This window comes from Chloracidobacterium sp., assembly GCA_025057975.1.
GTDB lineage: Bacteria > Acidobacteriota > Blastocatellia > Chloracidobacteriales > Chloracidobacteriaceae > Chloracidobacterium.
Map to the genome: position 1 here is coordinate 47184 of JANWUV010000007.1, position 21774 is coordinate 68957.

A 21774-nucleotide genomic window follows, 5' to 3' on the forward strand; every position below is an offset into this window, starting at 1 on the left:
AGGAGCGCGCAACCAAACCGCCATGTCGAAATTGCTGGAAGGTAAGGTGGCGCTCGTGACGGGCGGCTCGCGCGGCATTGGACGGGGCATCTGTGAAGTCTTCGCCCGTGAAGGCTGTGATATCGCCCTCAACTACCACACTAACGATGCGGCGGCTGAAGAAGCCGCCGCCGCCGTGCGCGCCTACGGTCGCCGTGTCGTGACTTACCGCGCGTCAGTCGCCGACCGACCCTCGGTGAAGCGAATGGTGCAGGACGCGCTGAACGATTTCGAGCGGATTGACATTTTGGTCAACAACGCCGCCATTAACCGCCCGGACATGTTCCTCACCATGAGTGACAAAGCTTGGGACGAGGTCATGGACGTCAATCTCAACGGCTTGTTTAACGTCACCAAGCCGGTGTTTCGACACATGGCGCGGCGGCGCTACGGCCGGATTCTCAACATCGGCTCGATTGGCGGCATCCGCACTGTTCCGACCAGTGTTCACTACGCCACCTCGAAAGCAGCCGTTGTCGGTTTCACGAAAATGCTGGCGCGCGAAGGCGCGGCGTTCGGCGTGCTGGTTAATGCTATCGCCGCTGGGATTTTCGACACCGACCTTGGGCATACCCTGCCGGATCGGTTCCGCGAAAGCTACGAAATGTGGTGTTCCGTCGGCCGGCTCGGCAAGCCGCAGGAAATCGGCGAACTGGCGGCGTTTCTGGTGTCCGACCGCAACGCCTACATGAACGGCGAGGTCATTATTCTTGACGGCGGCACGGTGACGTGAAACGCGAAGTCGCCTCTTTGCGGCAGCGGTTGCTGGCGTGGTTTGACCAACATCGGCGCGACCTGCCGTGGCGTACGACGACCGATCCGTACCGGCTGTGGGTGGCTGAAACGCTGACCCAGCAGACGCAGGCGGCGCGCGCGGCGGCGTACTACGCGCGGTTTATCAAACGCTTTCCAACAGTTGAATCGCTGGCGGCGGCCGATCCGGCCGAAGTGCTCAAGCAGTGGGAAGGGCTAGGCTACTACCAGCGTGCGCGTCGGTTGCACGAAGCGGCGCGGCTTATCTGCGTGGAACGCGGCGGGGCGCTGCCGCGCGCGGCGGCTGAGTGGCGAACGCTGCCGGGCGTCGGCGACTATACGGCGGCGGCTGTGGCTTCGATGGCCTTTGGAGAACCGGTCGCTGCAATTGACGGCAACGTGCGGCGCGTTGTGGCTCGTTTAGCGGCGACGGCAATTGGCGATGACCATGCGCGCCAGCAGACCGTTGTCTGGACGACGGCGCAGGCGCTGGCGGCGGGCGAGCGTCCGGGCGATGTCAACCAAGCCCTGATGGAGCTTGGTGCAACCGTCTGCCGACCGCGCCGGCCGCGCTGCGACGCTTGCCCCCTATCGAACGCCTGTGATGCGCGGCAGGCAGGGTTGACAGCCCTGTATCCGCTCCGGTCGCCGCGCAAGGCGCGTCCGGTACGTCCATTCGTCTGCCTGCTTGTGCAGTGCGCCGACCGGCGGTTAGTTGTCCGGCGGGCGACGACGAAGCTGTTGGGCGGATTGTGGGAGTTTCCGACCATCGCTTGTCTAGACGGCGAAGCCGACCAAGCGGCGGCTGAGCGATGTTTGCGGGAACTAGGGTTGACGGCGCAACGGATGCAGCCGGGGCTGACATTGACGCATGACTTCACGCACTTCCGGCAAACGCTGCAAATCTTTCTAGTTGAAGTTGAAGCGCCGTGTGACGTTACCGGCGTTGAAGCGCAGTGGGCGACACACAAAACGCTCGATGAACTGCCGCTGACGCAGGTCGCCCGGCGGCTCGCCGCACGGGAAAGCTTGGGACGCAACGAGCGACCGGCCAGTGCGCTTTTCGAGAAAATGTAGCAAGTCAACCCGCCGAATAGAGGCCAACTCACGACATCTTCCTCGAAAGCGCGCTAGTCGCCGCTTCGCAGCACGCTAAGCGGCTTTCTTCGCAAAACATCCCAACTCGCCAGACTTCCGACGGCAACGACTAGAACAACCGTTGCAACAACGCCCGCCAGACAGTCACCCCAGAAAGGTTGCCACTCAATACGGAGGATACGCTGCGCCAGATACCAACTGGCGCCCAGGGCGCTGCCGCCGCCAATGACAGCCGCCGTCACACCTAGCGCCCCATACTCAATGACCGTGACGCCGATCAGCGTGGCGAAACGCGCCCCAAGGGTCTTGAGCAAGGCGGTTTCATACTGGCGCTGGTAGCGCGTCAGGGCGACAGCGCCAACCAGCATAGCAAGGCCGCTCAACACGACCAAGCCGCCGATGACGCCCAAGGCCGTTTGGATGCCCGTTAGGATTTCACGCGCCACCCGCACGGCGTCGCCGGTCAGCGCGACGGAAACATTCGGATACGCCCGTACAACCTCAAGATACAGCTTCTGAAACGTCTCCGGCGATTTTTCAACGGCGGGAGTTCGAACGGCCCCAAAAAGCGTCTGTGGCGCTTGATCCAAGGGACCACCCGGCCGAGCGACGATGGCGAAAAATTGCCAGCTACGGCGTGGGTCAATCCGGCGGATGTTGCGAATGACGCCCACCACCTCACGACCCTGAATATCCAGCGTCAAGCGGTCTCCAACGCGAACGCCGAGATTTCTCTGGGTGAAGGTTTCCAGCGACAGCTCCAAGGTGTCCGAAGGCGATGGCGACCACCATTCGCCGTCTACGAGTTGTTCGCCGGCAAGCAGGTCGGCGCGATACGTGAGCCGAAACTCCCGATCGACGGCGGCGCGTCGGCTGGCATCCTTGATGGCGGCGAAGTTAATCCGTCGATCGTTAATTGCTGTGATGCGCGCCGAAATAATCGGCACTAAAGTCGGTCGCACCTGCACCTGGCGCTCCACCAAGGCGCCGACGGCTTCGGCCTGCGAAGGAAGCACATTCGCCACGATGAGATTGGGAAGATTTTCCGCGACGGCTAGGTCAAGGTTATAGCGGATGTTCCGCTCCAACAAGCGTACTGTTAGGGCGAAAAACACGCCGACCCCGACTGTCACGACAATCGCCGTCGCCTGATTGCCCGGACGCCGCAACGCCGCCAGCCCGTAGCGTATCGTGAAGGAAGTGACCCGCCGAGCCGCCCAAGCTAGGCGCATCAGCGTCCAACCAACGCCGTATAGCCCCGCTAATGTCACAGCCGTTGCCTGAAACACCGCGTTGCCAAGGTTGAACGTCCCGGCCTGCCAGAGAAAAAGCGCATAGAGCACCGCTGTCGCCGCCAGTCCGACCGGGACCGCCCACCGCAGCGGGATGTGGAGCGCCTCGACTTGGCTGCGAAGCAAAACACTGGGTTTGACGCCGCGTGTACTCAGCAGTGGTACGACGGAAAACGCGAGCGCAGCGATCAGGCTAACGCCGACGCCTTGCCCAATCGCCGACCAGGTAAGTTCAAAGGTGACCGGGAATGGAAATCGCGCCGCCACCCGCGGGCCAAAAAGCCGACGGGCGAGCGCTGCTCCCGCCCAGCCAAAGACGCCGCCGGCTAAGCCGAGCAGCGCCATTTGCAAGGCGTACAGGCGGAAGACCAGCCGGCTGGAAGCGCCTAGACACTTCAGAACGGCGATTGTCCGAATGCGCTGGCCGATGATGGTGTAGGTGGCGCCGGCGACGCCCGCCCCGCCCAGCATGATGACGGCGACGCCAACGAGACTGAAAAAATTTTCGGTTTCCTCAAGTCGTTCGGCGACGCGCGCTTCACGCGCGCGCGCCGTTTCGACCCTCACCCCTTTGTCAGCGGCAAGCGCCCGCCGCAGCGCCGCCGCCAACTCTTCAATCCGTTCCAGACGGTCGCCGACACGCAGACGGATAAAGTAGTTCGCCGTCAAGCCGTCAGTGGTGAGCAAGCCTGTCGTTTTGAGGTCGGCGCTGCTCAAAAGGACCGTCGGCAACGCGCCGAAGGCGCGCGAGGTCGTTTCTCGCTTGAGGACGCCACGAATGGTGAACGTCTCTTGTCCGATCTTCAGCGGTGAGCCGACGCCGATGCCTAAGCGGTCAAGCAGCGTCGGCGCGACCACCGCGCCGCGACCGGCGAGCAAGTCGTAGCGGTAGGTTACGCCTTGCAGTGCAACTTCACCTTCAAGGGGATAACGCTCATCCACGGCGCGGACGAAGATACGCACCGGCTCGTCACGACCAGCGACGATGCCGGTTTCAAATTCGACGACATCCGTACGGGTTGCGTCTGGGAATGTGACGAGAACCTCATCCAGCTGTGGGCGCAGTGCTGCGACCCGCCGGTATGGCATCCGCACTTCTAAGTCCGCCCCGATAAAAGCGCGCGTTTGGCGGACAAGCGCGACGCGGATGTTCTGAACCGCTGATCGCAAGGTGATGACTAACCCGGACCCAACGGCAATGCATAGAAAGAAAAACAACATCTGACGCCACAGGGCGCGCGCCTCGCGCCAGAGCATACGCAGGGAAAACAGCATGGCGGGCGACGATGACGGAAAACAGGCTAGAAGATCGTCCAAGATGCGGGGTTGTACAGGTCACCCATCGGCGGCCGCTGGTCAAAGCACCGGTAGGCCAGCATTTGGCGATGCTCATGCCCTCCGACTCGATGAGCGTCGAGCAACACGCGATCCGCCCTGACCCGTATTCGATCAACTGCAAAGCCAACGTCCTCAACCATGAGCTTCAAACAAGCGGAGGTGAAGCCCCAGAAGTTGCTGGGGTCATTGTTGGGCTGCCCATGATCAGGAAAACGCGCCGGGTCGGGCAAAAACCGCATTACCGGTTCGCTTCGCAGTTCCTCCGGCAGGAGGTGGTCAATGCAGTAGGACTCGACTAGCAGGCGCTCGGAAGACAGTTCAGCGCAGTTGGAAAGGGCCCGATAGGGGTCAGCGGTGTGGTAGAGCAATCCCAACGCTAACACGATGTCAAACCGGCCGTAGGTTTCAGGCGACAGGTCTAGGACGTTGACCTGATGGTGGGGGATGTCTACACCCTGGATCCATGACAACAGGGCGAACCCGGAGTTATCCCGGTGACGGTAGTCAAACGCTGTGACCTGAGCGCCGCGCCTGTGCGCCATGAAGCTGAAGTAGCCGTTGGAAGCCCCAACATCCGCCACTCGCAAGCCGGTCATATCCTCCGGCAGCGCCAACTCATGCCAGAGCTCCTCAGGATTGTACGCTCCGTACGTACGCACACCCGGCGCAACTTCAAAATCATGATGCCATTGGTGGGCGGTGACCAACTTTCGTACCAGCTCAGTGTCCATCCAACCCCCTGCCTCCAGCTTAGTTGGACGCCAAACGCTCACGCCGCCGGCGGAGCGCCGCTTTGAGGGACTAAAGCCAACATTCGTGGCCCGGCGATTTCACATCGCTGGGCCGCCATGGTATGTGAACCCGCCGGCGTTTGTCATTGAGCCGGCGACAGCGCCTTGTGTCGGACGGCGGCGAGCAAAGCGCTTCTTCCAAGGCGTGTCGAACCCTCACTGGCGAACTGGATGAGACCGGCCATGCTGTACGACAAAAAAATCGCTATCCTTGGCGTCGGAAAACTGGGCGAAGCGTTGGTTGCAGGCTTGATCCGCCGCGCCGACGTAGAACGCACCAATCTCATCGGCTCGGTCGCCCGTCAATCCTCAATAGCGCGCGTCGAGTTGCGGCTCGGCATCCCGGCGACAACCGACAACGCCGCCGCCGTCGCTGGACGCGACATTGTCATTTTGGCCGTCAAGCCGCAGAACATGACGGCCGTGCTGGAAAGCATCGCCCCGGCGGTCTCCCCGTCACAGCTCTTCATTAGCGTTGCGGCGTCGGTCAGCACTGCATACATCGAAGAACGCCTGCCCTTTCCGGCTCCTGTCATTCGCGTCATGCCTAACACGCCGGCGCTGCTCAACGAAGGCATGTCGGTGCTTTGCGCCGGACGGCGCGCGACGCCGGAACACCAACGCTTGGCCGAAGAGATTTTCAGCGCCGTCGGGCGGACGGCGTTCCTCGAAGAAAAGCTGATGGACGCCGTGACGGGGCTTTCGGGGAGTGGGCCGGCCTACCTCTACGTTGTTCTCGAGGCGCTTTCCGAAGCCGGCGTCAAGCTTGGCATCCCGCGCGACATTTCAACGCTGCTGGCGGCGCAAACGATGCTTGGCGCGGCCAAACTGGCGCTGGAAACTGGGCAACATCCAGCCTTGCTCAAGGACAGCGTGACGACGCCGGCCGGCTGTACCGTGGACGGCCTGCTTGAACTGGAAGAAGGCAAACTCCGTGTGACGCTCATCAAGGCAGTTGTCCGGGCCGCCGAACGCGCCCGCGAGTTGGTCAACGGCTAACGGCTTCCCTTCAAAGTGTGGCCTTGGCGCGCCTTGTGCACTAGACTGCGACCGCTCGCGAAGCGCAGTCGGGCGGCGCTGTCTGTACGCTGATGTGGCTGGAAACCATTTCGCGCCCTGACCCTTTTAGGTTTTGACTATTTTTGAATTGACGCGCTTACCGTTGCGGCGTATCTTCCGCGTCAAAATGTCCAACGTGGCATGGTTTCTCCATAACGCGCTTGGCGGCGCTGCGGCAACCCCATGCCGACCGGCGAAGTTCCCCGCCGAAGTAGGTTTGCAAAAACAGATCTCTTGAGGGTGAGTGCTTGCTATGGCCTTGAAGGTGTGCAACCGGCGCTTTCGTCAATGCGGGACAGGAAACGCTCTCTCGTCCATCGCTCAACAAAACCGATTGACGCAGTCCGTCCGGCGGCGGATGGTCGTCGCCCTGTGGTTGGCGTTGTGTTTCGCTTTGGGCTTTGGCGCTGCGCCCTGTGCGGCGCAATCGGCAAGCACCGGTCAACTGCGCGGTACGGTGCGCGATCCGCAGGGCGCAGTGGTCAGCGGCGCGGCGGTGACGCTTATCGAGCAGGCGACAGGAAGTAAGCGTGAGGCGACGACCGGCGGCAACGGCGACTACGTCTTCACCCTGCTGCCGCCGGGGAAGTATCGGCTTGAAGTCCGCGCTTCCGGCTTCAAGACAAGCGTGACGGAAAACATCACCATCAACATCACGGGCGTCACAACCAGCGATGTCAGTCTTGAAATTGGCGAGGCGGCGTCGGAGGTCGTCAACGTCTCTGGGGAAGCGCCGCTGATTCAAGCTGATTCGGCTGCGCATGGTCGGGTCGTGGACGAACGAAACATCCGCCAGCTGCCGCTGCCGACGCGCAACTTTCAGCAACTTCTAGCGCTGTCAGCCGGCGCGGCGTCCAACGTCTTCAACACGGCGGAAGTCGGACGCGGCGACACGGCCATCAACGTCAACGGGCAGCGCACCACCAGCAACTCAATTCTCATCAACGGGATTGATGTCAACTCGATTGGAACCGGCTCGTTCGCCAACCTGGCCGTACCGGCGACCGACACCCTTCAGGAGTTTATCGTTCAGACCAGCCAGTATGACGCCTCCGCCGGGCGCAATGTTGGCGGCATCGTGGCGGCGGTGACTAAGTCTGGGACGAACGAGTTTCACGGCAACGCCTATTTCTTCCTACGCGATCAGGCGCTCAACGCCAATAACTTCTTCCTCAAACGAGGTGGGATTCCGCGTCAGGCGAACAACCGCAAACAGTACGGCGGCACTCTGGGTGGTCCCATTGTCAAGAACCGACTGTTCTTCTTCGGTTCGTACCAAGGGACGCGCGAAACCAACGGCACTTCGACCAACAACAGCATTGCTCCGTTCAATCCGGCGCCGGACCTGACCGACGACCGCTCACTGGCCGCCATTCGGGCGATTGCGCTGAACCGTGCGCCCGGCTTTGCGCCGTTCATCAACTCGGCGGCTTTTGCGACTTCGCCGCAGGTACGGCTGCTCCAAGCGCGGTATCCCAACGGTCAGTTTCTCATCCCCAGCGGGAACGGCCGGACGACCGGCGTTCAAGTGGCGGAATCCACCTTCCGCGAAGAGCAGTTCAACACGAACGGCGACTGGCAGATCAACGACAACCATCGCGTTTCGGGTAAGTTTTTCTTCGCCAATAATAAGGTCAAGCAGGGGCTGTTTCGGCAGTTCGGGGGCGGCAACCCCCTTCAGCTGCCGGGATACCCGGTGGACGCTATTACCAACAACCGTGTCACCACTGCTTCTTGGACTGGTATCCTGCGTCCAACCCTCATCAATGAATTTCGGTTCGGCTACAACCGGATCATTACTGAAGGCCGACCGACCGAGCCCTTCCGTGCGGCCGATTTCGGCATCAACTCGCCGAGCGCAGCGCGGTTTCCGGGTCTGCCGGGCTTTACCTTTGCCAATATGTTCTCAATCGGCCCGGCGACGACCTCTGAAAGCTCCAACATCACAGAAGGCTTTACGTTCAACAATACGGTGTCGTGGACGGTGGGCAGCCACAGCATGAAGTTCGGCGGTGAGGCGCGGCCCTACCGGCAGCGGGTGTTTTTCAATGTCGGTGCGCGCGGCCTGATTCAGTACACGGGTGCGTTTGCCAACGCCGCCGGTCTTGGCGCGTTTGCTGCCCTGGGGATTCCGCCCGGCTCGGTCAATCGTGCGCCACAGTTTTTGCCGACGCTGCCGTTTACAGAGTTTCTGATCACGGGCGTCAGCCCAGGGCTGTCGTCGGTCACTGGAGGTTTGACCTCGCCGTTTCTGTCGGTGATTTCGCCGGGCGGTGCGAAGCGCGACTTCCGCGCCAACGATTTCACGCTCTTTTTCCAAGACGACTGGAAGGTCAACGACCGTCTGACGCTTAATCTAGGCGTGCGCTATGACTACTTTGGGCCCTTCTACGAGAAAGACGGCCTGATGGCGACCTTTGATGAAGCTGTTGCGCGGTCGGCCGTCGGTGTGGGTCCGAACGGCGTGTCAAATCTCACTGGGACGTTCGCCGGTTTCTTTGTCCCATCGAACAATCGTGTGGGGTTGCCGGGCATCGCCCGTGATCCACGGCGCGGGCTTACTGACCCAGATTGGAACAACTTCGCGCCGCGCATTGGCTTAGCGTGGAAGCCGTTGCCAACGGATCGGTTCGTTCTGCGCGCCGGCTATGGGCTGTACTATGATCGCTTCAACGCGCGCACCGTCATCAACTCCAGCTTCAGTTTCCCAGTCTTCCCGCTCGTGCCGTTTTTCCCGGCGGTGGCGGGCGGCGGTCTCTCAAATCCATTTGCCCCGATTCCGCCGGTTCAGGGACCGATTGACACGGGGAATGCTTCGTTTTTCCCTGGAACAAGTTGCACCGGTGCGCCGGGCCCCAACCGAGGACTACCGTACTGCGTTGGTGGTCGGCAGGTCGCCGTACAGGGTATCTTTCCGGGGCGCAACCTGCGTACACCTTATGTGCAGCAGTACTCGCTTGGCTTCCAGTGGGAGTTCATCAAAGACACCCAGCTGGAAATCAGCTACGTCGGCTCGCAAACGCGCAAGCTTCAGCGGTTCAAAGCCGTCAACCAACCTTTTGAGCCGGGCGGAACAGTTAGCCCCTTCGGTACGTTGCTGTCGCAAGTCATGCAGCCGTCGCTGGTTTCCTTCGCTATTTCCGTTCAGGAGTCGTCGGCTGTCGCCAGCTACAACTCGCTTCAGGCGACGCTGACGCGGCGGTTAGCGAAAGGCTTGCAGGGACTGGTGAGTTACACGTGGTCGCACGCGATTGACGAGTATTCGGGACAGTTGACCTCCCTCGGTACTAGCGACGTGTCAACCGACTTCGGCGATCAGGCGACGTTTCGTGGCAACCGTGCGACGGCGGACTTTGACCGTCGGCAGCGACTCGCGGTGAGCTTTGTGTACGACCTGCCGAAATTTTACAGTGGCGACAACTTTGCCCTCAAAGCGTTGCTCAATGACTGGCAATTGTCCGGCGTCTCCATCATCCAGACCGGACTGCCGTTCACCATCGCCAGCAGCACGGTTTTGAGCGACGGTGCGCGCGCCTCGTACGCGCCCGGTGGACAGGGTAACGGGCGTCTTTCTGGTGACGTACGCCGCCGGCTCGACCGCTACTTTGACACCAGCCGGTTTATTCCTTCGAGGGGCGTCGGGAACTTCGGCACGGTTGGGCGCAACACGCTGCGCGGGCCGGCGCAGGCCAACACGGACCTCTCAATCGTGAAGTTTTTGGTGTTTCAGGAGCGGTATCGGGCGGAATTCCGCACCGAGTTTTTCAACATCTTCAATCAAACGAACTTCGCCAATCCGGGCAATGTTGTCGGGACGCCTAACTTTGGGCGCATCCTCGAAACGACGACCGGGCCGCGGATCATTCAGTTCGCCTTCAAGTTCGCTTTTTAGCGCGCTCGTCGTTGGGCGCGGATGTTCCCGTGAAATGACGTCAAGGGGTTTGGCGTGCGGCTCCGGCCGCCGCCGCCCTGCGCGCGGCGGCGCGTGTGTTAGCGCGACGGAGAGAGCTTTGCGGAAAGCGTCCTAACCAGCCTGTCGTGCCTTCCATGCGGCTTCGAGTTGACCTTTGGCGTAAAAAATAATGGCTAACACCAGCAAGGTTGTCGCTGTACTCTCGACCGCCACTGTCACGGCGGCGAGTGGCAGTGACGTTCCATCTAGAATGTCGAGCCTGACGCCGAACCATCGCCGGGCAAGATTAGCCGTCAACCGCGCCAGCGCCAGAAAAACTAGGCCCGAGGACAGCGTTCCAAAGCAAAACTGAATCACCTGCAGCCAGTTGCCAGCAAAGCGACCGTCAAAATCGCCGTGGGTGATCGTTCCGGTATGGGGGCGAATGAGGTTTGACACAACTCCGATCAGATTACCCAGCGCCAAGGAAACAACCAAGTAGAGGCTGAACCAAATCAGTAAGTCGTTCACGTCAACCGTAAACCGCCACTGCGGGTGGGCGACGGCGAACGCTGTGAGACACATAAAGAAGTAGGCGATGGCCCAGAAGCCGGTAAACACCGAGAAGCGCGCCAGAATTGCGCCCAGCTTGACAACGGCTTGCGGTTTTTCACTCATACGAACGTCCAACTATCAGGCGAAAGTGTAGGGTGCTGGACGGATTATGCGCACGCTGGTTTGTCCCGGACGTAATCCGGCGTACGCCGCCATTGATTCTCTTGAAGCACTTTCCCGAACAAATAGAGCGAGCCAAACCGCCAATCGGCGGCAGCGAGGCAACGATCACAGCGCGTCCAGCAAAACAGCTTGCCCAGTAAGAGTAGCCTTAGCAGGAGGCAAGCGCTTGTGCGTCGCTTCGAGTCACAAACCGCCCAAGCCAACGCGGTGGAAAAAACTAGGTCACTTTACCGTCCTATCCAGCGGAAGGGAGGTGTGTCACTCACTCACGGCCTTGGAGATCTGTCGCTGCTATCCACCAAGCTATGTTGGGCGGTATGTCTCTCCAAAACTACGCTACGCCTTCAAACGGAGGCTAGCCTTAACTCTATTGCAGACGGTCGGTCTTGGACGGCAACCGGTTGACCAACGCCCCGATAGTCACGGTCGCCACGCAGCCAACCGCGTTGAGCCACAAAAAGGCTACGGCGTCGGTCGCGGCAAGCAGCCAGACCCCGACCATCCCCGACAGGAGGCCGGCGACGGCGCTACGTCCGTTTGCGCGCTGGTCGGGCTGCACAGCATGAAGCTTGACCGCACACTATCTGGCAATCAACATTGCTAATCAATTCCTTGTCAAAACCCATTAACTCCAAAGTAACACAAAGGAAATATACTAGGGTATAGTCTCTAAGGACATAGGGCGGCACTGGTGGGGGTTTAGATAATGTGAGTTACTTCTGAAGTAATTAGAAGGGTGATTACTAGGCGGTTTAGTTGATCTTTATCACGCCTTGCTATCTTCCAAAGCGCAATACTACTTTTGCAATTAGTTATATTTTTTATAGCAATAAATTGTCTAAAGACCTTTTTGAGACCAAAACATCATCTCTTACCTACACCAGGCATGTTCACAAGCATCTAGTTGAGCAAAGAGATAACCTTAAAATAATTCATTGTTCATTGATGTATACAAACTTGAACAACAGGAGTGGAAGATGCTGCTCCAAGGTTTTAGAGTTAACGAATAAGGGGTAAGAGGTGAAGATTTCTCATGAGAACGATGAACGATTGATTCTAGAAGATCATTAATCTGACCTTCTTGGATGTGTATCCTTTTTTGGCGCTTTCTTAGCTTTTATTTTAGTTTCTATCACTAGTCTTACACTTCTAGTACTTCTAGTAGCACCAGAGATACCTGGTATTATTGTCGGACCTAGATGTGCCACTTACCGAATCTCGGTAGACTTAGCGACAGCAATAGAAAAGGATTTTAGTAATCAATTGCTCACACAAACTCACTGGGCATAATAGACGATAAATATACTACGCTCTAGCTTTGTCAAAAATTTATAAATATGAAAATTACTTTTGAAAACAGCGAGAAAATAGTTTTGGAAGGATATTATCGTAACAATATACTCGTAGCTGTATTTGTCCTCGGCTTGCCGTTGTTTTCTTCACCGATTATACTTTTTATTGGGATACTTTTAGTAAGATTAGGCATACCAAAAGACACTGCTCTTGCAATACCATCAGCATTTCTCTTAATTCTTGCTTTCATATTACTGCTCAATGAAAAAAATAGGGATAGTAAGAAGAGAAATAGTTATCGACAAAATCGCTCAATGTGTTACTCATCAAGAGACTATTAGAGATATAGTTTTATCCAGAAAAGTATGCCATCTTTCAAGTATAAAAAGCATAGAGTTTCTTGATGATTATTCCTATGATAAATTAAATGTCTACTTAGTTACTAGTTCTTACAAACTTGAAGTTGTTGGAGGAGGGCTAGAACCTACAGGAGATCACAGGAGCAAAATTGCTATCGCACAAAAGTTAGCAGGCTTTATTCAAGTGCCTCTGACTGGAATCTGTAAATAGAATTTTCTCTTGAAATATAGCTTATAATAGAAAAATACACTAGAGAATATCCATTAACCTTCTCAAATGAAGTAATAAAACACACCCGATAAGATGCATGATGACATACAGAACGTGATTCTGCTCATCGGCAACAAATAACTGTAGCCTTATGTCACAATGTAAGTTTAGCTATGACTGACAAAAGATGACATCATCAACTAAGTGACTCGCTAGTGTTAGAATAAGCACCATGGAAATTATAGAATGTAACGCTCAAATATAATACTCAGAGGAAAGCCGGAACTTATTGACGAGGTGCGAACTAATTTTGGTCGCATCTTGCTGCCCTTTGAATTGGTTCGCTTAATTGGAATCCTTTCATTTATTTTATTTTGTATGTTCTTACTTGCCTACCTTACTAATGAAAGCTTATATTCTCAAGGAAATCCATCTAGAGCTTACACTTTTCTCTCTCTATCCCTTCTTGTTATGTCAATTTTGCCATTTCTTTTAATAAAACTATTACATCCTAAAATGCAAATGATTTTTTTGACAAAAATTTACAAAAAATTTATCTCCAGCTAATCCGGCGAAATAACATAGAGCATGAAGTTGTCTATGATTTCTCAAGGATTAAGGGTGTAAGACTTTACCAAGATACTTCTTACAATCGGCTTGATGTTGACCTTCTCGTTGAGTCTCAAGTACATCAAGAGAGCTTCATCCGGTTGGCTTCGGGTAGACTCAAAGCAACAAAAGACCGTCGCAGTAAGATTGCCCTCGTAAATCGTATAGCAACATTTGTCAATGTACCTATAATCGAAAAAACAGTGTAACTTTTACTTATCGAATTGAAAGGGTAGCATCTACTTACTATGCTAGAACACTGCTAACTCATTGCAGATGGTCGGCCTTGGACGGCAATCGGCTGACCAACGCCCCGATGACTACGGTCGCCGCGCAGCCGACCGCGTTGAGCCACAAAAAGGCTACGGCGTCGGTCGCGGCAAGCAGCCAGACCCCGGCCATCCCCGACAGCAGACCGGCGACGGCGCCACGTCCGTTTGCGCACCGGTCGGCGACAGCTAGGACAAACACCCCCAGGAGCGCCCCGTAAAACCACGAACCAAAGCGGTTGACGACCTCGATGAGCGAACCCAACCGCGCGGCGTAAAGCGCCCCTACGCACGCCCACACGCCCCAAAACACCGTCGCCAACTTGCCGACCCCCACCAACTCGGCCTCCGTCGCCGTCGGCGCAAAACGGCGCTGATAAATGTCCAACGCGGTCGTCGTCGCCAGCGCATTGAGTTCGCCCGCGCTCGTGGACATCGCCGCCGCAAACACCGCCGCCAACACCAAACCAACCAGTCCCGCCGGCAATTGCGAGAGGACAAAGGTTGGAAAGACGTAGTTCGTGTCGTCAAAGGGCCGTCCGGTCGCCTTCGTCAGCAGCGCCGTCGCTTCCCGCCGCAGCCGGTCGCATGCCCCCTGCGCCGCTAGAAACGCCTCACGCGCTTCAGTCGCCGCCGCGCCTGCATTCCGTGTTTCTGCATAGCGCAACGCCGCCTGCCGTCGCGCTTCGACCGCCGCTCGGTAGTTCACCGTCAGCTGTGCATAAGCCGCCCGCGCCGCGTCGTCGGCAAGTGTTGCCTCCGCCTGCGGCGTAAACACCAGTGGCGACGCCGGCGCAAATACGTAAAACGCAAAGATCAACACGCCAATCAACAGCACCGCCGCTTGCAGCGGAATCTTCACCACAGCGTTGAGCAACAACGACCGCCTCGCATCACAAATGGACGCCGCCGCCAGATACCGCTGGACTTGGCTTTGATCGCAGCCGAAGTACGACAGAAACAAAAACAGCGAGGCCAGCAGCCCCGACCACACAGTGTACTTCTCCCGCCAGTCAAATCGCCAATCCACGGCGGTCAGGCGACCCGTCGCGCCGGCCGCCTGCAAGCCGTCCCACAGCGAAACCGTCGGCGGCAACCGCGCAATCAGCACCCACAGCACGGCAACCAGTCCCACCCCAATCACCGCCATCTGCTTGACATCGTTCCACGCCACGGCGCGGACGCCACCCACGACCGTGTACAGCGTCGTTACGACGCCCATGACCAGGATCGTGGCGGACTCAGGCCAGCCCAGCGCCGCCGACAACACAACCGACGGTGCGGCGATGACCACCGAAGTCGCCAACCCCCGCGACAGCAGAAAAAAGACGCTTGTCAGCGTCCGGGCGCAGCCGCCAAAGCGCCGTTCCAGAAACTCGTAGGCGGTGAAGACATTGGCTCGGTAAAAGCCCGGTACGGCCGTCGCGCAGAGGATGACCATGGCGACCGGCAGCGCAAAATAAAACTGAATGAAGCGCAGCCCGTCGGCGTAGCCCTGCCCCGTCGCGCCGACCAGCGTGATGGCCGAGAGCTGCGTCGCCATCACCGACAGCCCCACCGTCCACCAACCCAAACTGCGGTTAGCTCGGAAGTAGCCGTCCGGCGTGCGGCTTCGGCGACCCGCCCGAAAACCATCCACGATGAGATAAGCAAAGTAAGCCGCAACGATGGCCCAATCCAGCCCGGTCATGGGACGGCCGCCCGTCTTTTTCCGGCCAGTGCAAGCTCAGGAATCCCAGCACACAGCATCAGATTCGGCGCATCGTCGCTCGCCGCCACCACCAGCACCCGTCCGTCCGGCGAGAAGGCGAAACTTTCCGGCGGCGAACCGAAGATGTCCCCCACGAGGCGGCGGCGTGTGGCTGTGGTGTCCGCGCCGGGACGGAACTCCTGCATGAAAACGCCTACCTCGCCAGCGGTTGAGACCCAAGCAATGTGTCGGCCATCCGGCGACCACCGTGCGCGGCCATGGCTCAAACCGCCCAACCCCGTCTCGATGGAAAAAACCTGCGCGCCGTCGGTCGCCTGTACAACGCGGATGGCGTTGCCGTTGCCTTCGCGCATCGTCGTGACATAGAGCACGTAACGCCCATCCGGCGACACCTCGGGCCACCGCGCCGGCATGTCGGCGACAAGCCGCCGACCGTCTGCGCCGTCCACCCCCAAGCGCCAGAGGCCGTAATCGGGATGGTCGCTGACAGTAAAGAATATTGTCCGGCCGTCCGGCGAGACAGTCGGATTCTGGGCGCTCGCGTTGAAAGCCGTCAGCGCGCGCCCGCGCGTCCCGTCGGCCGCCGCCGTCCAGATTTCAAACTTGCCGGTCCGGTTGGAACTCCAATACAGCCGGCCGCCGTCCGGCGACAGCGCCGGGTCCCAGTCGGTGGCTGGGTGTGTCGTGAGGGGCGCAAGACGGCCGTCAGCGAAGGTCAGTCGCCAGACATCGTTGTTGCCCGTTCGATTGGACGTAAACACCAGCCCGTCGCCCTTTGGCGTGTAGCGCGGTTGACGGTCAATGCTCGTGCCGCGCGCCAGCACGCGCAGCTGCGGCGGCTCGCCGGGCCGCACGCCAAGCCGTACTTCAACGAGATTACCGCGCCGTGAACGGGCTTCGTAGAGCAGTCGCCCGTCCCGCACGTCGCACACCGGCGTATCGTGCGGCAGGGCGGCGATGACACGAACAGTGCGCGTCCGGAGGTCAAACGCCAGCACGCGCGCTGGCGTAACGATGTTGGGCGCTTCCGGCGAAGTCGCCTGAACGGCGACGATGGTGGCGCTGTCTTCAAGCCAAGCAGGGCTGGACAGATAGCCGCCGCGTTCTGTCGGGTCAAACTGGCGCACTTCGCCGGTGGCGACGGTGGCGACCCAGACCGACGAGATCACATTGCCCGCGACGACATCCTTAGTCAGCGCAATGAATTGACCGTCCGGCGACCAACGCGGACGCCGTAGGCGCAAACCCGGCAGACGCACAACGGGGCGCTGGTTGCTGCCGTCGCTTTCGACGCTTTCCAGCAGCGTCGAGGTAACGCCCTGCTCCCGAACCCAACGGATGAAGCACAGGCGGCGGCCGTCGGGCGACCAGTCGCCTTCCACGGCGTCGTCCACCACCTTGCGCGGCTCACCGCCCAGCGACGACACCACGTAAAGCGCCGTTGAACCATCGCTTGCACGACGTGTAAAGACAATCCGCTGACCGTCAGGCGAGAAACGCGGCGCACTGTCTTCCCCTTCGGTAATCGCCACCTCGACATCCTCGCCGGAGAGACGCTTGATCCAGATGCGCTGCCGGCCGTCGCGCTGTGAAGCAAAGGCAATGCTTTGACCATCCGGCGACCACGCCGGAGTGGTGTCGCTCCCGGCGTTCGTCAGGTAGGTATAGGTCAAAAACGGCGGCGCTGAGCGACTACCCCATATCCAGCCAGTGAACATCCCTGCCAGCGCCGCCGCTACGAGCGCCCCTGCGCCCCACCACAACCAGCTTCGGTCGCCGACCAGCGCAGCATCTTTGAAAACTTTTTGCGACAGCGGCGGGACGGTGGCATCGCGGCGCGTTGTCTTCGCCGCCGGAGCGTTTTCCGTTGTCCCCGGCTGGAGAGTGCGTAAGACAAAGGCAAGGTCGCAGGCGCTTTGGAAACGCTGCTCTGGCCGGCGGTGCAGGCACCGCGCGAGGATGCGGCGCAGATCGGCCGGCAGGACATCCGTCTCACTGAGTTGCGCCAGCGGATCGTCGCGCAGGATCGCGGCGGTGACTTCCGCCGGCGTCGCGCCTGGAAAAGCGCGGCGTCCCGTAAAGACTTCAAACAGCACCGCACCCAAGGCGAAAATGTCGCTTCGGCCGTCGAGCGGCGCACCACGTACCTGCTCCGGGGACATGTAGCCAACAGTCCCGACGACCATACCGGGCGACGTGGCAAAGGTCTCTGACGCGCGTACCGTTTTCTCCTCTTCTGAAAAGGGTTGTGGCTTCGACATGCGCGCCACCCCAAAGTCAAGAATTTTGACCTGTCCATCGGCCGTCAGAAAGATGTTCTCTGGCTTGAGATCGCGGTGAACGATGCCCTTCTGGTGAATAGCGGCGAGTCCCTCGGCGACGGCGACGGCGATCGTCAGCCCTTCTGTCCGTAAGACTGGGCCCTGACGCAGGCGTTCGCGCAGGGATTCACCTTCAAGGTATTCCATGACGGCGAAGGCGCAGTCACCTTCCACGTCAAAGTCGTAAATGGCGCGCACGTTTGGATGCGTCAACTGGGCGATGGCCCGGGCTTCGCGCTCAAAGCGCAAGCGTACTTCCGGGTCATTGACCAGATGGGGCGGCAAAACCTTGATAGCGACATCCCGATTGAGTCTAAGGTCACGCGCACGATAAACCTCCCCCATGCCGCCGGCACCAAGCTTTTCACAGATTTCGTAGTGCGCAAGGCGTGTTCCGACGGCGGGCATAGACAAACTTTGTCACCTCGTTTCAGTAGTTCACCTGAGACTGAGGCAAGCCAGCTTGTAACCACGGGCTGAGTATACTGGCTTAGGAAGCTACGTGAGCAGATAAATTTCGGTCAATCAGCTGGCGACTGTTGTCAGGATTGGCTAGCAAGCGCACCTTTGAAAAAAAGTAGTGTTTGGCAGTGGTTGACAGGCTTGAGGTTGTTGAAAAGCGCTGCTGGACACATTGTGCGCGTCTGAATGGGGCGTCTTGCGCATCGGAGGCGCTGCATAGCCAACAGGGCGCTCAAGTGAACTAGGGTCGTCTTTGGACAAGCGCATATTGCCATGCCACTGGACGCACTCCCGGCCAGAAAGAGCTCCCCTCAGCTCGCTTCACCTTGTGCCCTAATCTTTCCCAACCCAGTACGGCTGCGCCCGGCGGAAGTCTCGCCATAGCCGTTCAAGTTCTTCCAGCCGCCGGGCCTGCTCACAGGCTAAGAATCCGGCGACAAATCCAGCGGCTTCCCAGACGGCAGGGCCGCCGTTTTGTTTGATGGCGTCTAGGCAGCGCATTGTCACAGCGGCGTCGTTTAACACACCCAGCACGTCCTGCAAATCAGCCAGACATCGAATGAAACGTCGCGCCGACTTCGGATGCCGCCCGGCAAAAAACTCCGCCCCATAGCGCAGTTTCTTGGCGGCGATGCGCAGCGCATGCCGCTCGGCTGGGCTAAGACTGTTAAGGCGCTCTCCCCGGCGCAACAGTTGGCGATGGCGACGGTGCAAGGCCGCCTGCAACCATGCCGTCGCCGTCATCACCACGGGCGGTTGGGTCGCCAGTTCGCGCTCCAACTTGAGCCATAGCCGCACCAGACGCGACGAACCAACCGCCGCACGCGCCCGGAGGTTCGCTGCCCGGCGCAGCGCCGCCGCTACGTCCAGCAACTCATCCAGTCGCTCTGGCTGTTCAAGGCGCGTCCGAACGCGCGTCAGCGTTTCTGTCACAAATACGTCCCAGTCACGCGCCGCCGCCAGCTCGCCCATCAGCCATTTGAGTTCTCCCAGCCAGTCTGGCCGGCTGCACTCCATAAAGCGCAACAGACCAAACGCCGCCCGCATCCGGCGTAGAGCGACGCGCATCTGGTGTACATATTCTGGGTCGGGATCGGGAGTGTTCAGAAAACCCGACAGATTCGCCTCAAACTGCCGCATGCAGCTGCGCACGATTTGCTGGAACGCCAGCACCGCCGGGCCGTCGAAATCCAGCGTTGGTGGCACGGCCTTGACGGGCGTTGGCGTAACGGCTCCAGTCAACTGATAGCCGCGCTGCGCTTTACTGCGCGGTTCAAGAGACACCGGGAACGCTGTCGCCAACTGTTCCGCCAACTCAAAAAGGCCAATCGCCTCGCCGGTCTTTAGTTCCAACTCAATCTCAGTAAGCGGCGCAACTTGCGCATTCCCACGCACTTCGCCTCGATCTAGCGCAACTTCAATCTGGGTCTCATCCCGGACAACCTGCCAAGTCTCACGCCAGACGTCCGTCTCAAAACAAGGACGTAGCTCCGAGACGACTTCCGGCGGGAGACAGGCTCGGATGTCCGGCGGCAAGGCGTCGAGCGCAGGGCCTTGACGCGATATCGGGGTCTCCCACTCAAATCGCCGCGAGAGAACGCCGCCGGCACCCTGCCACCCTTTTACGGTTTGCACCCACCGCCGTCCAACGCGCCGCAAGCGTAGAGACAGCCCTCGCTTGAACAACGCTGCTTCAGGGGTGTCGAAGTAAATGGTGCGCAGTCGGGCGCGGGTTCGCGGCGCCTGACGCACAACAGGATGCCGTCTCAACCGGCGTACTTGGTCAGGCGCAAGGGCCAGCCTTATCTCAATTTCAACCGGAGAAACCTGAGTAGCGACCTCCGCGATCGGCGACGAACCCGCCGCAGATTTTCCCATAGCAAATCACTCCCTTGATCGTCTTGGGTAGGGCGGAGCGTGGCGCACGCGCTCCCTAGGCCGTCACACAGCTTCTGAGCTTCAGAGGACGCGGTAGGATTCACTACCTCAAGGTCAGCGCAGGTTTGAAGTCGAAGTCGGCGTAATCCGCGCCAGCGCCAGTTCGGCCGTCTCACGGACGCTGAAATGTTCATCCTCAATCGCGGCGCGCTCCAACGTTGGACGCACGTCCATTTCACTGACGCCCACAAGCAACCCAAGGCCGCGAGCAGCCGCCGCACGAACGCGCCACTCTTTGTCGTGAGTCGCTTCAGCCAGTGGGATGACCGCTTTTGGATGGCGCGTCGCCGCCAACGCATGCACGTAGCGCCAGCGCATGGGGAGTTCCGTGTTTTTGAGGTTCGCTGTGAGCGTGGCGAGGTCCTGCATCTCGACGCGCACCGGCGCGACCGCCTTTGCCGCCGGCGGCGGCGGCAGGGCTCGGATCGTCCGTTCGCGCGCGATGGTGAAGTTTTTCAGGCTATGTCTGGCGGCGGCGCGCACCAGCGCGTTGTCGTCACGGACAGCCAGACGCTCAAGAACACGCTGCGCTTGCTGGTATGGCTCAATGCGCCGCATCTCCATCGTACCGAGCATGGCGACAGCGTGAAAACGCAGGTTGGGATGTTCCTCCTCGGTCGAAGCCACTAGATTCTCGACCAAGCGGGCTTCTTCGTCAGGGATGTAGCCGAAGCTGGCCAGCGCCAGCATAGCCTCGACGCGGACGCCCGGTTCTTTGGCCTTCCGCATATCAACCAACAAGGGCGAAACCGCGCGCTCGTCCACTACACGTGACGCCGCGTCACACAGCCGCAGGTGCGCCCGCCAGACTTCCCGATTACGTGCCGCCAGCAGAGTTTCTAGGGCTTCCTCCCGACCGAGCCGCACCATCTCCGAAGCCGTCCAAGCGCGAATCGTCCAGTCCTCATCGTCGAGGAGGCGGATGATCTCCGGCAGGGCCGCGAAGTCCTTGAGGCTGACCAGCGCCGAGACCGTTAGGCCGCGCACTTCCGCCGAGTCGTCATGCAGGCGCTCCCGTAGCGGTTCGCTCGCACGTGGGTCATCGAGTTTCCCTAGTGAGTCCACTACCACAGCACGCACTTCCGGTTCGGGATCGGACAACCGCTTGAGCAAAGCATCCACGGCTTCCTTTGCCTCCGAGCCTGAGCACTCCGCCAGCTCGCTGGCGGCGCGCACTCGGCGGGTCGGTCGCTTGTGTTCAAGATTCCGCAACAACTCTCGGAGGGGACGCCGGCGCGGCCGGGCAGCGCGGCGGTATAGCCAACGCACGGTCAACACAATCACGGCGGCGGTGCAGAATGAAGCAAACAAAGCCCAGAGGACAGGGAGGCCCTTCATGATACGCTTTTCCTCAGAAACGATGCAGCGGCCGTGCGCTTGCGAAGTGATGACGCCTCTAATCTACGACAAATTCCTCGGTATTGACAGTAGCCGGGCGCGGATAAAGCGCCTTCCGAAAGGTCGCTCTGTGTTTAGTTCGGTTTGAGCGCACGTCCCGCCAAGGCTGAAAAACAAACCAAAAGCAGATTGCTGAAAGATACAATCTATAACTGATTGGCGGTGACAACGCCGACCACCAGACAACCTAATTTCCTTAGCAA

The 21774-nt window shown here is 59.2% G+C and carries 13 protein-coding genes; 5 read left to right on the plus strand and 8 right to left on the minus strand.

The window, feature by feature from the left end; all coding sequences use genetic code 11:
• The first annotated feature begins 22 nt into the window (after positions 1-22).
• Positions 23-772, plus strand: coding sequence for an SDR family oxidoreductase (locus tag NZ585_07615; GenBank protein ID MCS7079904.1), 750 nt, complete (start codon positions 23-25; stop codon positions 770-772).
• Positions 769-1869, plus strand: a complete 1101-nt coding sequence (mutY, locus tag NZ585_07620; protein ID MCS7079905.1) for an A/G-specific adenine glycosylase — start codon at positions 769-771, stop codon at positions 1867-1869. Before NZ585_07615 ends, mutY begins: the two co-directional genes overlap by 4 nt.
• A 53-nt stretch (positions 1870-1922) precedes the next feature.
• On the opposite strand, the gene NZ585_07625 is transcribed toward mutY, so the two are convergent.
• Together NZ585_07625 and NZ585_07630 are read right to left on the minus strand one after the other, a co-directional pair.
• Complete coding sequence (locus tag NZ585_07625; GenBank protein MCS7079906.1) at positions 1923-4457, minus strand: FtsX-like permease family protein; 2535 nt, start codon at positions 4455-4457, stop codon at positions 1923-1925.
• A gap of 26 nt (positions 4458-4483) precedes the next feature.
• Entirely contained in the window at positions 4484-5251 is a 768-nt protein-coding gene (locus tag NZ585_07630) for a DUF1698 domain-containing protein (GenBank protein MCS7079907.1), read from the minus strand.
• Positions 5252-5494: 243 nt separating this feature from the next.
• Between NZ585_07630 and proC the strand changes: the two genes are divergently transcribed.
• The gene (gene proC / locus NZ585_07635) at positions 5495-6310 is read left to right on the plus strand and encodes a pyrroline-5-carboxylate reductase (GenBank protein MCS7079908.1); all 816 of its coding nucleotides are present in this window, start codon (positions 5495-5497) and stop codon (positions 6308-6310) included.
• Positions 6311-6623: 313 nt separating this feature from the next.
• Entirely contained in the window at positions 6624-10262 is a 3639-nt protein-coding gene (locus NZ585_07640; GenBank protein ID MCS7079909.1) for a TonB-dependent receptor, read from the plus strand.
• Positions 10263-10394: 132 nt separating this feature from the next.
• On the opposite strand, the gene NZ585_07645 is transcribed toward NZ585_07640, so the two are convergent.
• Entirely contained in the window at positions 10395-10940 is a 546-nt protein-coding gene (locus NZ585_07645; GenBank protein MCS7079910.1) for a hypothetical protein, read from the minus strand.
• Between the two features lie 427 nt (positions 10941-11367).
• The gene (locus NZ585_07650) at positions 11368-11559 is read right to left on the minus strand and encodes a hypothetical protein (protein MCS7079911.1); all 192 of its coding nucleotides are present in this window, start codon (positions 11557-11559) and stop codon (positions 11368-11370) included.
• A gap of 995 nt (positions 11560-12554) precedes the next feature.
• Between NZ585_07650 and NZ585_07655 the strand changes: the two genes are divergently transcribed.
• On the plus strand, positions 12555-12863 hold the full coding sequence (locus NZ585_07655) for a hypothetical protein (protein MCS7079912.1): 309 nt from the start codon (positions 12555-12557) through the stop codon (positions 12861-12863).
• 876 nt (positions 12864-13739) lie between these two features.
• On the opposite strand, the gene NZ585_07660 is transcribed toward NZ585_07655, so the two are convergent.
• The 4 genes from NZ585_07660 to NZ585_07675 all read right to left on the minus strand — a co-directional run bounded on the left by NZ585_07660 (position 13740) and on the right by NZ585_07675 (position 21511).
• Positions 13740-15431 (minus strand): sodium:solute symporter, encoded by a 1692-nt coding sequence (locus NZ585_07660; GenBank protein MCS7079913.1) that lies wholly within the window; start codon positions 15429-15431, stop codon positions 13740-13742.
• Positions 15428-18181 carry a protein kinase gene (locus tag NZ585_07665; protein MCS7079914.1) on the minus strand — a complete coding sequence of 918 codons (2754 nt, stop codon included), beginning with the start codon at positions 18179-18181 and terminating at the stop codon, positions 15428-15430. Before NZ585_07665 ends, NZ585_07660 begins: the two co-directional genes overlap by 4 nt.
• Before the next feature lie 387 nt (positions 18182-18568).
• Entirely contained in the window at positions 18569-20113 is a 1545-nt protein-coding gene (locus NZ585_07670) for a CHAD domain-containing protein (protein MCS7079915.1), read from the minus strand.
• Between the two features lie 114 nt (positions 20114-20227).
• Positions 20228-21511, minus strand: coding sequence for a HEAT repeat domain-containing protein (locus NZ585_07675; GenBank protein ID MCS7079916.1), 1284 nt, complete (start codon positions 21509-21511; stop codon positions 20228-20230).
• Positions 21512-21774: the final 263 nt, after the last annotated feature.